Origin of the sequence: Colwellia ponticola (assembly GCF_005885605.1) — a bacterium.
In the GTDB taxonomy this organism is placed as follows: Bacteria; Pseudomonadota; Gammaproteobacteria; order Enterobacterales; family Alteromonadaceae; genus Colwellia; species Colwellia ponticola.
In genome coordinates, this window is the sequence record NZ_SZVP01000006.1 from 120,519 (window position 1) to 133,959 (window position 13,441).

The 13,441-nt window shown below is 40.2% G+C and carries 7 protein-coding genes; 6 read left to right on the top strand and 1 reads right to left on the bottom strand.

The window, feature by feature from the left end; genetic code table 11:
- Nucleotides 1-15: 15 nt before the first annotated feature.
- From aceF to FCS21_RS08735, 3 genes are all read left to right on the top strand, one after another.
- A complete protein-coding gene (aceF, locus tag FCS21_RS08725; protein WP_371287227.1) occupies nt 16-1,689 on the top strand; it encodes a dihydrolipoyllysine-residue acetyltransferase in 1,674 nt (557 codons plus the stop codon).
- A gap of 182 nt (nt 1,690-1,871) precedes the next feature.
- The gene (gene lpdA, locus FCS21_RS08730) at nt 1,872-3,305 is read left to right on the top strand and encodes a dihydrolipoyl dehydrogenase (RefSeq protein WP_138622466.1); all 1,434 of its coding nucleotides are present in this window, start codon (nt 1,872-1,874) and stop codon (nt 3,303-3,305) included.
- A gap of 144 nt (nt 3,306-3,449) precedes the next feature.
- Entirely contained in the window at nt 3,450-3,836 is a 387-nt protein-coding gene (locus FCS21_RS08735) for a hypothetical protein (protein WP_246047139.1), read from the top strand.
- Nucleotides 3,837-4,004: 168 nt separating this feature from the next.
- Here FCS21_RS08735 and FCS21_RS08740 read toward each other — a convergent pair whose 3' ends face one another.
- Nucleotides 4,005-6,809, bottom strand: a complete 2,805-nt coding sequence (locus FCS21_RS08740; protein ID WP_138622470.1) for a bifunctional aconitate hydratase 2/2-methylisocitrate dehydratase — start codon at nt 6,807-6,809, stop codon at nt 4,005-4,007.
- Between the two features lie 439 nt (nt 6,810-7,248).
- Here FCS21_RS08740 and acnB point away from each other — a divergent pair, with 439 nt between their 5' ends.
- The 3 genes from acnB to FCS21_RS08755 all read left to right on the top strand — a co-directional run bounded on the left by acnB (nt 7,249) and on the right by FCS21_RS08755 (nt 13,373).
- Entirely contained in the window at nt 7,249-9,852 is a 2,604-nt protein-coding gene (acnB, locus tag FCS21_RS08745) for a bifunctional aconitate hydratase 2/2-methylisocitrate dehydratase (protein WP_138622472.1), read from the top strand.
- A gap of 284 nt (nt 9,853-10,136) precedes the next feature.
- Nucleotides 10,137-11,162, top strand: coding sequence for an oxygen-dependent tRNA uridine(34) hydroxylase TrhO (trhO, locus tag FCS21_RS08750; RefSeq protein WP_138622474.1), 1,026 nt, complete (start codon nt 10,137-10,139; stop codon nt 11,160-11,162).
- Nucleotides 11,163-11,273: 111 nt separating this feature from the next.
- Entirely contained in the window at nt 11,274-13,373 is a 2,100-nt protein-coding gene (locus FCS21_RS08755) for a S9 family peptidase (RefSeq protein ID WP_138622476.1), read from the top strand.
- Nucleotides 13,374-13,441 lie beyond the last annotated feature (68 nt).

Genomic DNA, 13,441 nt, shown 5'->3' on the forward strand with positions numbered 1-13,441 from the left:
AATAAGGAAAATATAATGTCTATTGAAAAAGTTCTAGTCCCTGATGTGGGTGGCGATGAAGTTGAAGTAATTGAAATTTGTTTTGCAGTAGGAGATACCTTAGAAGCAGATGAAGGTATTATTACTGTTGAAACAGATAAAGCTTCAATGGATATCCCAGCACCATTTGCCGGTGAGCTTGTTAGCTTAGCCGTTAGCGTTGGTGACAAAATTAAAGAAGGCGATGTTATTGCCGAAATGAAGAGCGCTGCAGCAGCATCTACTGAAGATGCACCTGCTGTTGAAGATGCACCTGCTGCTGAAGCTGCACCTGCTGCTGAAGCTGCACCTGCTGTTGAAGATGCACCTGCTGCTGAAGCTGCGCCTGCTGCAGTAGCGACAGCTTCTGAAGTGATTGAAATCGTTATTCCAGATATTGGTGAAGACGGTGAAGTGGAAGCGATTGAAGTACTCGTTGCTGTTGGCGATGTGATTGAAGTAGAAGATGGTCTAATTACGCTAGAAACAGATAAAGCGACCATGGACGTACCGTCAACACATGCTGGTACCGTAAAAGAAGTATTTATTAACGTTGGCGATAAAGTTAAGCAAGGTAGTCTAGTTATTAAACTTGAAACTGCCGCTAGTGAAACGCCGGCAGCGCCAGCTGCTGCTCCAGTTGCCGCTCCAGCGCCAGCTAAAGCAGCGCCAGTTGCCGCTCCAGCGCCAGCTAAAGCAGCGCCAGTGCCACATCATCCACAAGCAGGTAATGTGAATAAAGGTGCTATTTACACTTCACCATCAATTCGTCGCATTGCCCGTGAATTTGGTGTTGATTTAACGCTTGTTAAAGGTACGGGTCGTAAAGGTCGTATTTTAAAAGAAGATGTACAATCATATGTTAAATATGAATTGTCTCGTCCAAAAGCGAATGCAGGTAGCTCAGTTGCTGCAGGCGAAGGTGGTTTACAAGTCGTTAGCGCTAAGCCAATTGATTTCTCTAAATTTGGTGAAATCGAAACTAAGCCATTATCACGTATTCAGAAAATTTCTGGACCATTCTTACATCGTAACTGGGTAACAATTCCACATGTTACGCAATTTGATGAAGCTGATATCACCAACGTTGAAGCGTTCCGTAAAGAACAAAACGTTGTTTGTGAAAAACAAAAGCTTGGTTTTAAAATTACGCCATTGGTCTTTATTTTAAAAGCAGCGGCAGATGCTTTACGTGCCTTCCCAACGTTTAACTCAAGCTTGAGTGAAGACGGTGAGAGCTTAATCCTTAAAAAGTACATTCACATTGGTGTTGCCGTTGATACACCAAATGGTTTGGTTGTACCGGTAGTACGTGACGTTGATCAAAAAGGTATTCATCAGTTATCTCGTGAATTACTTGAAATCAGCATGAAAGCACGTGATGGCAAGTTAAAAGCGACAGACATGCAAGGCGGTTGTTTTACTATTTCTAGCTTAGGTGGTATTGGCGGTACGGCATTTACGCCAATCGTTAACGCGCCAGAAGTAGCTATTTTAGGTGTTTCTAAATCAGAAATGAAACCTAAATGGAATGGTAAAGACTTCGAGCCTAAACTAATGCTTCCATTATCAATGTCATACGATCACCGTGTTATTGACGGTGCCCTAGCTGCGCGCTTTACTGTGCATTTAGCTGGTGTTATGTCAGACATTCGTAAACTGGTACTTTAGTCAACGAAAGTACGTTAAATCATCAATTGTGCTACTTTAGTCGGCACTGGTGAATTAACATTGGCGATTTTGCTTGGCAAAGAGTAAAATCGCCAACATACAACTTTCGTAAATTAACAATAAGCAAATGATGAGAGTGAACCATCGCTTATCATCATTGCCAATTAAATTTGAGGATAAGCATGAGTAACGATATCAAAACTCAAGTAGTCGTTTTAGGTTCAGGCCCTGGCGGCTATTCTGCAGCATTTCGCGCAGCCGATTTAGGTTTAGACGTAGTATTAGTTGAAAGCCGTAAAACATTAGGTGGCGTTTGTTTAAACGTGGGCTGTATCCCATCAAAAGCGCTACTTCACGTAGCTAAAGTTATCGATGACGCAGCGGCTATGGCATCTCACGGTGTTACTTTTGGGAAACCTGAAATTGACCTAGATAAAATTCGCAACTGGAAAGATAGTGTTGTTAGTCAACTTACTGGTGGTTTAGGCGGTATGTCTAAAGCGCGTAAAGTAACGACAGTATACGGTTACGGTAAATTTACTTCAGATAAAACCATTGAAGTTGCTGGTAATGACGGCGAAACAACGACCGTTACTTTTGATAACGCTATTATTGCCGCGGGTTCTTCAGTAATCGATCTACCTTTTATTCCTAACGACGATCCTCGTGTTATTGACTCTACTGGCGCATTAGAACTTAAAGATGTACCAGAAGAAATGTTAGTACTAGGTGGCGGTATTATCGGCCTAGAAATGGGTACTGTTTATGCTGCATTAGGCTCTAGCGTATCTGTGGTTGAATTTGCTGATCAATTAGTACCTGCTGCTGATAAAGATATTGTTAAAGTTTATAACAACTACAACAAGAAAAAATTCAACATTATGTTGTCTACTAAAGTGGTTGGTGTTGAAGCAAAAGATGACGGTTTATACGTGACTTTTGAAGGTGAAAAAGCACCAGCAGAGCAAATACGTTATGACAAAATTTTAGTTGCTGTTGGTCGTAAGCCAAATGGCCATTTAGTTGATGCTGATAAAGCAGGCGTCAATGTTGATGAGCGTGGCTTCATTAACGTAACTAACGAAATGCGTACTAATGTATCACACATCTTCGCTATCGGTGATGTTGTGGGTCAACCTATGCTTGCCCATAAAGCGGTTCATGAAGCTCATTGTGCGGCTGAAGTTATTTCAGGTAAGAAGCATACCTTCGAACCTCGTTGTATCCCTTCAATCGCTTATACTGATCCAGAAATGGCTTGGGTTGGTGTTACTGAAGCTGAAGCAAAAGAGCAAGGTTTAAACATTGAAGTGGCTAACTTCCCTTGGGCTGCTTCTGGTCGTGCTATTGCCTCTGCTCGTACGGAAGGTAAAACTAAGTTAATCTTTGAAAAAAGCACTGGTCGTGTGCTTGGTGGTGCCATTGTTGGTATCAATGCCGGTGAAATGCTTGGTGAAATTTGTTTAGCGGTTGAAATGGGCGCAGATGCTGAAGATATCGGTTTAACGATTCATGCTCACCCAACGTTAAATGAATCAATTGGTATGGCTGCTGAGATTTTTGAAGGTACTATTACTGATATGCCCAATGCAAAAGCAGTAAAGAAAAAGAAATAAAATAACATGTAGCTATTTCATTTAAGTGAAATAATGCTTACTAGTTAATAAAAGCCAAGCAGCGTTAGTTTATCTAATGTTGCTTGGCTTTTTTGTTTGCTAAGCTAAGGTATAACATCAACGTTAAAGGAAATAACCATGACCATGAAAAAAATAAAATTGATAGGCCGATATAGCCTAGCGGTTACCTGTTTTATCTTATTAGCGGCATGTACTGCGCCAAGCCCAATGATGGTGGGTCAAGTACAAAATAATTGGGACTTTGATCATAAACTACAATTTAAAACCACTAAATTTGCTGATAATCGCTACCAATTAGAAGTCATGGCTAATGATAAGCAGGGGTTTGAGCGCTTATCTGCTTTTTTATTACGCCAAAGTTATTCAATTTGCGGCAGTTATGGTTATACGCTTGAGCTTATTGCTGGTGTTGAAAGCTTTGATTATTCATTTACTTCACCTAACTTAATTCGGTCAAACTTAACGGCAAAGCTTGAATGCCCTCGTCAAGATAAAATTGCTAAAAAGTAATAACGGCTAGCCCTCTTTCTAAGATTAGTTTTTACAAGGGCAATAAAAAAGGGTTACTTATTTTAGTTGATGGTAAGTATTATCTTACCGAACTAAACAAGTAACCCTCGATGCTATCTTAATTACTGCTTAAGATAGCTTTTCTCGCTAAGGTAATAAGCTAGCGAACTATACTACCTTAATAGGTACAGCGGTACCTGCATACTTAGTGCTCATTTCTTCCGTTGGAGGAATGAAATCAGTTAGCGTAATTCCTTCTACTGCGTTCTTATATTCTGCAAGAGTAGGGAAGCGACCTAATACAGATGAAAGCACAACTAAAGGCGTAGAGCCAAGTAGTGATTCGCCTTTTTTCTCTGCGGTATCTGCTACAACGCGACCTTGGAATAAGCGTGTTGAGGTTGCAATAACCGTGTCACCTGGTTCCGCTTTTTCTTGGTTACCCATACATAAGTTACAGCCTGGGCGTTCAAGGTACATAATGTTTTCGTATTTAGTACGTGCAGCATTTTTCGGGTGCGCATCGTCAAATTCAAAACCAGAATACTTTTGCAAAATCTCCCAATCACCTTCAGCTTTAAGCTCATCAACAATGTTGTATGTTGGTGGTGCAATAACTAAAGGAGCTTTAAAGCTTACGCTACCATTTTGTTTTTCAAGGTTACGTAACATTTGCGCGATAATTTGCATATCACCTTTGTGTACCATACAAGAGCCAACAAAGGCTAAGTCAACAGGCTTATCTTGGTAGAATGATACTGGACGAATAACATCATGAGTATAACGCTTAGACACGTCTTCATTGTTGACGTCAGGGTCAGCAATCATAGGTTCGTCGATAGCGTCTAGGTCTACGACGACTTCTGCAAAGTATTTAGCATTATCATCAGGTGATAGCGCAGGGTTTGTGCCAGAAGTAATTTCTTCGATACGTTTGTCAGCTAAGGCAATTAAACCGTTAAGTGTTTTCGCTTCGTTTTCCATACCCTTGTTAATCATGATTTGGATACGGCTTTTAGCTAATTCAAGTGATTTCACTAATGTTTCATCATTTGAAATACAGATTGAAGCTTTTGCTTTCATTTCTGCAGTCCAGTCAGTGAAGGTGAATGCTTGGTCAGCTAATAAAGTACCAATGTGTACTTCAATAACACGGCCTTGGAAGACGTTTTCACCGAATTGCTTAAGCATTTGCGCTTGTGTTGCATGTACCACATCACGAAAGTCCATGTAGCTTTTCATATGGCCTTTAAAAGTGACTTTCACTGAATCTGGAATTGGCATTGCCGTTTCACCGGTTGCTAATGCAACGGCCACTGTGCCTGAGTCAGCGCCAAAAGCGACACCTTTTGACATACGCGTATGTGAGTCACCACCAATAATGATAGCGCGGTCGTCTACGGTAATATCATTTAATACTTTATGAATAACATCCGTCATTGCATGGTAAGCGCCTTTCGGGTCACGGGCAGTGATAAGACCAAACTTATTCATGAAGCTCATTAGTTTAGGGATATTTGCTTTAGCTTTACTATCCCAAACCGATGCCGTGTGACAACCTGATTGGTAGGCACCGTCAACGATTGGCGAAATAGTAGAAGCTGCCATCGCTTCTAGTTCTTGACACGTCATAGGACCGGTAGTGTCTTGAGAGCCAACAATGTTTACCTTAACGCGAACGTCTGAGCCAGCATGTAGTGGTGTGTCAGAAGCAATGCCCAATGAGTTTTTGTTAAATATTTTTTCAACAGCCGTTAAGCCTTGGCCTTCATGAGAAATTTCTTTAGAGGGTGCAAATACTGCTTTTAATGCTACGCCAAGCGTTTGTGCAGCAAACGTTTGTAGTTTTTTACCAAAAACAACCGCATAAGAGCCGCCCGCTTTCATAAACTCCATTTTTTGTGGCGTAAAGGCTGACGATATATCGGCAAGCTCTTGGTCACCGTTATATAATTTTTTCGTTTTGGTATTAATCGTTAATACCGTGCCAGTTGCTACTGAGTAAGCTTCTTCAAGTACAGTGTCGCCATTTTCGTCAACAATAGTGTTGCCGCTTGCGTCGGTTTTTTTCACCCAGTTTTTAAGATCAAGCCCAATACCACCGGTAACATCAACGGTTGTTAAGAATATTGGAGAAATACCATTAGTACCGGCAACAACTGGTGCAATGTTTATAAAAGGTACGTAAGGACTTGCTTGTTTACCTGCCCACAATGCCACGTTATTTACACCTGACATACGTGATGAGCCAACGCCCATAGTGCCTTTTTCAGCGATAAGCATTACTTTTGCTTTAGGGTGTTTCGCTTGTAGTGCTTGTATCTCGTTTTGAGCTTCTGGCGTGATCATACATTTGCCGTGCAATTCACGGTCTGCGCGAGAATGGGCTTGATGACCAGGCGATAATAAATCGGTAGAAATATCACCTTCACCAGCGATATAAGTAACCACTTCAATTTCTTCAGCTATGTCAGGTAGCTTGGTGAAAAACTCAGCATTGGCATAACTTTCAAGCAGTTCTTTTGCAATAGCATTGCCTGCTTTGAAGGCTGCTTCTAGGCGGCTAGTATCTGCTTCATATAAAAATACTTGTGTTTTTAATACTTCAGCGGCTGTTTTGGCTAATGAGGCATCATCAGATAATGCTAAATCAAGCAATACGGCAATTGAAGGGCCACCTTTCATATGAGACAGTAATTCAAAAGCAAAAGCTGGGGTAATTTCTGCGACAACCGACTCACCTAAAATAATTTCTTTTAGAAAAGCCGCTTTTACGCCGGCAGCGCTAGTGGTGCCTGGTAAGGTATTATAAATGAAAAAATTAAGGGAATCTGCGCGGTGCTCATTTTTAGTGTCTTTGATCTGAGCAATAATTTCAGATAATAAATTGGCAGCATCAATTGGCAGAGGAGCCAATCCTAGCTCGGCTTTACGATTTTCAATTTCTTTTATGTACTCTAAATATAGGCTCATTCGATACTCTCTTTAGCTATAATGCGCTAATTAATAGTGTAAATTAGCAGGACAAATTATCTTTCTAGTTTACCTGTTTTTATCTTTTCTACGAATCATTAGGCTAAATAAGCATTATTCACGCTTATTATAACTAATAGAAGGTGTAGTTATGATGGTTATATTACCTTGCTGGTAACACAGTTTTTATAATATTTTTTAACGAACAATTCGCTTGACACATATTCACGTTAATAATTGCTTATATTTAGTGATATAGTTTTTGTGTAGTAGTCATCATGGATGCACTTTAATGTACCATCAAGTATAAGCAAAAGTGTACCGTATAATTTTTAATTACAGATACTTAAATAATTATTGCCGAGTTGTTTGTACTGGCATCATGTCATTTTCAGCTTATGCAGTAGTAATGTATCACTAATCTTATTAGGTGAATATCGTGCTTAAAGAATATCGTATCCACATAGCAGAACGTTTAGCGCAAGGTCTTGTCCCTAAAGCGTTAAATGCTGAACAAACCGCGGCATTAGTTGAGTTAATTAAAAGCCCACCAGCGGGTGAAGAAAGCTTTTTAATTGATTTATTAACCAATCGTGTACCGGCTGGTGTTGATGATGCCGCTTATGTTAAGGCAGGTTTCCTTGCTGCAGTGACCAAAGGTGAGGCGACTTCAGCTATTTTAAGCCCAGAAAAAGCGACAGAACTACTTGGCACCATGCTCGGTGGTTATAATATTCAACCCATGATTGACTTATTAGACAATGACAAACTCTCTGCTATTGCTGCAAAAGGTTTATCACATACGCTATTAATGTTTGATGCTTTTCACGATGTACAAGAAAAAGCGCAAGCGGGTAATGTTGCTGCTAAACAAGTGATGCAATCTTGGGCTAACGCTGAATGGTTTACCTCAAAAGAAAAAGTAGCGGAAAAAATTACTGTTAAAGTGTTTAAAGTAACCGGTGAAACTAACACCGATGACTTATCACCGGCACCAGATGCTTGGTCTCGTCCTGATATTCCATTACATGCCAAAGCAATGCTTAAAATTGCCCGTGAAGGGATTACCCCAGATGAGGATGGTGTTGTTGGTCCTCTTACGCAACTTGAAGCATTACAAGAAGATGGTATTCCATTAGCTTATGTTGGTGATGTTGTTGGTACAGGCTCTTCTCGTAAGTCGGCAACTAACTCTGTTTTATGGTTTATGGGCGATGATATTCCTTGTATCCCTAATAAACGCAGTGGTGGTGTTTGTTTAGGCGGAAAAATAGCGCCAATTTTTTATAACACCATGGAAGATTCCGGCGCATTACCTATTGAATTAGATGTACAAAAAATGAACATGGGTGATGTTATTGATATTTACCCTTACGAGGGTGTTGTTAAAAATGCGGCTGGTGACGTTATTTCTCACTTCAAATTGAGCTCAGTACTATTAGATGAAGTACGAGCAGGTGGTCGTATCCCATTAATTATTGGTCGTGGTTTAACGGGTCGTGCTCGTGAAGCCTTAGGCCTTGGGGCAAGCGATTTATTTGCAACAGCGCCTGCGCCAGTTGTTTCTACTAAAGGTTATACTTTAGCGCAAAAAATGGTCGGTAAAGCGTGTGGTGTTGACGGTGTTCGCGCCGGGCAATATTGCGAGCCCAAAATGACCACAGTGGGATCACAAGATACCACAGGACCCATGACACGTGATGAATTAAAAGACTTAGCTTGTTTAGGCTTTTCGGCTGATTTAACCATGCAGTCTTTTTGTCATACCTCTGCTTATCCTAAACCCGTTGATGTGGTAACACATCATACCTTACCTGATTTTATGATGAATCGTGGTGGTGTTTCACTACGCCCAGGCGATGGTGTGATTCATTCGTGGTTAAACCGTATGTTACTTCCTGATACGGTTGGTACGGGCGGCGATTCTCATACCCGCTTCCCATTGGGTATTTCATTTCCTGCGGGCTCTGGCTTAGTCGCTTTTGCTGCGGCAACGGGTGTTATGCCACTTGATATGCCTGAATCAGTATTAGTGCGTTTCAAAGGGGAAATGCAGCCAGGTATTACCTTGCGTGACTTGGTTCATGCTATTCCTTATTACGGTATTAAAAATGGTTTATTAACCGTTGAAAAAGCAGGAAAAATTAATGAGTTTTCAGGTCGGGTATTAGAAATTGAAGGGCTAAAAGGCTTAACGGTTGAACAAGCTTTTGAATTATCTGATGCGTCGGCAGAGCGGTCAGCTGGTGGTTGTTCAATAAAGCTTGAAGAAGCAGCCGTTGCTGAGTACTTAACGTCTAATATCGTTATGCTAAAATGGATGATCAGTGAAGGCTATGGCGATGTTCGTACCATTACTCGTCGAATTAAAGGCATGGAAGAGTGGCTAGCTAATCCCTCTTTAATGTCTGCTGATGCCGATGCACAATATGCTCACATTCTTGAAATTGATTTAGCTGAGATTACAGAACCTATCGTTTGTTGTCCTAATGATCCTGATGATGCAAGGTTATTATCAGAGGTTGCTGGTGTGCAAGTTGATGAAGTATTTATCGGCTCATGTATGACCAATATTGGTCATTTCCGCGCGGCGGGTAAGTTAATTGAAAACTTCCTTGATAATAAAGGTGGCGCATTACCGACACGCTTATGGGTTGCTCCACCAACAAAAATGGACAGAGATCAATTAAGCGCTGAGGGTTATTATAATGTTTATGGTAGAGCTGGTGCGCGTATTGAAACACCAGGTTGCTCATTGTGTATGGGTAACCAAGCACGTGTAGCAGAAAAATCCACGGTATTGTCTACGTCAACACGTAATTTCCCTAACCGATTAGGTACCGGGGCCAATGTCTATCTGACCTCTGCTGAACTTGCCGGTGTTGGCGCTATTTTAGGTAAACTGCCAAGTCCTGCAGAGTATATGGAGTATGCCTCAAAAATTGATGCGACCGCTGCAGATACCTATCGTTACCTGAACTTTCATCAAATCGAAAGTTATACCAGTAAAGCCGATAAAGTTATTTTACAAGTAGAAGCCTAATGTATGACTAGCGCTTAACTGGCGTAAAGCAAACGAATAAAGTTATCTAACCAATACCCCCTTGTTTACGCAAGGGGGTATTTTTTTAGGTATAGGACATTTTAGTCTTTGAGTATGTCAGGTTATATATCGGCTATTAATAGCGCTATATTTATTGTTAAAAAATTCTGTTAAAATACGCGTCCCTAAAAACGTGATTACTATTACGTTTATTTTTATAATTAATTTTAAAAATTTAATCTACAGCACTGGATTTACGTTCCAGCTAGTTCAATGGAGAGCCCATGAGTTCATCAGAAAAAAAATTATCGAAAGCCGCTATCTTATCAACATCGTCAACGACCACTATTTGTGCCTTATACAAGTTTGTGCGTTTAGATGCCTTTGAAGCATTACGCGAGCCTTTAGCCAATAAAATGACCAGTGTTGATGTTAAAGGCACGCTATTATTAGCTGCAGAGGGTATTAATGGCACTATTGCTGGTCCACAAGCCGGTGTTGAGGCAGTGCTGGCGTTCCTTGATGAGCAGCCCGGTTTAGATAATATTTCTCATAAAGAATCTTATAACGAAGAAAACCCTTTTCACCGCACTAAAGTGAAATTAAAAAAAGAAATTGTCACCATGGGTGTTGAAGGTATTGACCCTAATCAAGTGGTTGGTACTTATGTTAAGCCAAAGGATTGGAATGCGTTAATTTCTGAACCTGACGTATTATTAGTAGATACCCGTAACGATTATGAAATTGAAATAGGCACTTTTAAAAATGCTATCAATCCAAATACCGAAACCTTTCGTGAATTCCCTGCTTACGTAGAAAAAAACCTTGATAAAAACAAGCACAAAAAAGTTGCCATGTATTGTACCGGTGGCATTCGTTGTGAAAAATCTACCGCATACCTTAAAGAGCAAGGTTTTGAAGAAGTTTATCATCTTGAAGGCGGCATTTTAAAATACCTTGAAGAAGTGCCAAGTACAGAAACACTATGGCAAGGTGAGTGTTTTGTTTTTGATGGCCGTGTTGCGGTTAATCATGACTTAGAACAAGGGCAGTACGACCAATGTTTTGCTTGTCGTTTTCCCTTAACAACAGCGGAAAAACAAAGTGAGCATTACGTTAAAGGCGTTAGTTGTCATCGTTGTCATGACAAAGTTACTGATGAACAGCGTAATCGCTATGCTGAGCGCCAACGTCAAATTTCGTTAGCCGAAGCACGCGGTGAAAGCCATATAGGCGGAGATATTCAACATATTATTGAAGAGCGCCGCCAAGAAAAAAATGACAAAAAAGCCAAGCAATCGGCTAAATAACGCTAGGCTTTTGACGAGTAAAGCTTTTATTAAAAACGTCAGTTTACGCTGGCGTTTTTTATTTATTAGCTTAACGATATCGTTTTTGCCAACCATATACATGAGGTCCAAATGAAGAAAAATGCTATTTTTGCTGTCTTATCGTTACTCGCAACACTGTCAGTTAATGTTTATGCACAAACTGACAGTGAAACTTTTACCGTTGAAAAGCTCAACCAATTAAACCAACTACATAATGTAACCTTATCTCCTCAGGGTGATATGCTTGTTTATGGTGTGAAAAAAGGTAGTAGTTCAACAGATAATCATTTATATAAACAAGTGATTAAAACAGGTACAGTCACACAACTGACTAAGCATGAAAAACCTGAAAGTAATGTGGTTTGGTCTGATGATGGGCAATCGGTGTATTTTCTTTCTACGCGCAGTGGTAGTAGTCAAATTTGGCAACAAGGTGTAAATAATAAAACCGCCATACAAATATCAGACTTCCCTGTAGCGGTTAACGGTTTTAAATTATCAAAAAATGGTCAGGTATTTGCTTTATCATTTACCGTTAAGCCCGGCTGTGAAACATTAGCTTGTACTGTACAAGCTAAAAAAGCTGATAAAGAGAAAAAGTATAATGTTCGTGCTTACGATCAATTAATGGTGCGTCATTGGGATACCTGGGTAACTGACTATAAAGAGCATTTATTTGTTGGCCATGTTAATCAGTATGGTTTGCTTAAAAATGTGCAAGATATTATGCCAAATTGGCAAAGTGATTTTGCCGGTATTAGCCAGGTAAGTCTTCACCCTGAAGCCACTGCTTTAGCTTTTTCAGCGAAAAACTCAGCAACAAAAGTTGCAGCTCGTGATCATGCCTGGACAACTAACTTTGATATATTTGAAGTGAACATTGTCGCGGGTCAAACATCGTTCGACTTAATTAATATTACTCAAGACAATAAAGCATGGGATGCTAGCCCTGTTTATTCAGATAACGGTCGTTTTCTTGCGTATAAAGCCATGAAAACGCCAGGGTATGAGGCTGATAAATTTACGCTGCACTTACGTGACAATAAAACCGGTAAAACTCGTGCTGTTGCCAGTGATTGGGATCGTTCAATTAGTAGTTTAGCATTTGCCCCTGATAATCAATCGCTGTATGTTATCGCGCAAGATCTCGGTCAAAAAAGTATTTTCGCTATTACGCCAGAGTTTGATGAAGTGCGTAAAGTTTATAATGTTGGTAGTAATGGTGATTTATCTAGCCATGGTAATCAGCTTTATTTTACTCGTCATACCCTTAACTCACCACAAGATATATTTTCCATTGATAACCATGGCGATAAGGTAAAACAACTTACCAATATTAATCAAGGTAAACTGAGTAACATTAAGTTTGCTGATTATCAGCAATTTAATTTTAAAGGTTGGAACGATGAAACTGTGTATGGCTATTGGTTAAAGCCAGCTAACTTTGAGGCAGGGAAAAAATATCCGATTGCCTTTTTAGTACATGGTGGTCCGCAGGGTAGTTTTGGTAACATGTTCCATTACCGTTGGAATGCTCAATTATGGGCAGCGCAAGGCTACGCTGTGGTTATGGTAGATTTTCATGGCTCTACCGGCTATGGTCAAGAATTTACCCATTCAATCAGTCGTGACTGGGGTGGCAAGCCACTAGAAGATTTGCAAAAAGGTTTAGATTTTATTGTTAAAGACCAGCCTTGGTTAGATGGCGATAATGCTTGTGCATTAGGTGCTTCTTACGGTGGTTATATGATGAACTGGATTGCGGGCAATTGGCCAACACGCTTTAACTGTTTGATCAATCATGCAGGCTTGTACGATATGCCAAGCTTTTATCAATCTACAGAAGAGTTATGGTTCCCTGAGTACGATATGGGCGGCCCTTCTTTTGGTCAACAAGTGAATAACGAAAAGGGTCGCGTTAACGCTAAAATAAGCCCTGATTATAGTCAATTTAACCCGTCGGCTTATGTTAGTAACTGGCAAACCCCTATGTTAGTGATTCAAGGTGAATTAGATTATCGCGTACCTTATGCACAAAGTTTAGGCGCCTTTACGACGTTACAGCGTAAAGGTATTGATAGTCGTTTAGTGATGTTTCCCGATGAAGATCATCATATTCGTAACCCTGATAACTTAGTCGTGTGGTACGACGAAGTGTTTAAATGGCTAGCAAAATATACTCAAAAATAAACGTTAATCCGTTGGGGATAAGATCTAAAAACAAAAAAGGCAGATAAACATAAGTTTATCTGCCTTTT

Coding starts and splice junctions, on each gene's coding strand:
- aceF (WP_371287227.1), top strand. CDS start 16: ATGTCTATTGAAAAAGTTCTAGTCCCTGATGTGGGTGGCGATGAAGTT.
- lpdA (WP_138622466.1), top strand. CDS start 1,872: ATGAGTAACGATATCAAAACTCAAGTAGTCGTTTTAGGTTCAGGCCCT.
- FCS21_RS08735 (WP_246047139.1), top strand. CDS start 3,450: ATGAAAAAAATAAAATTGATAGGCCGATATAGCCTAGCGGTTACCTGT.
- FCS21_RS08740 (WP_138622470.1), bottom strand. CDS start 6,809: ATGAGCCTATATTTAGAGTACATAAAAGAAATTGAAAATCGTAAAGCC.
- trhO (WP_138622474.1), top strand. CDS start 10,137: ATGAGTTCATCAGAAAAAAAATTATCGAAAGCCGCTATCTTATCAACA.
- FCS21_RS08755 (WP_138622476.1), top strand. CDS start 11,274: ATGAAGAAAAATGCTATTTTTGCTGTCTTATCGTTACTCGCAACACTG.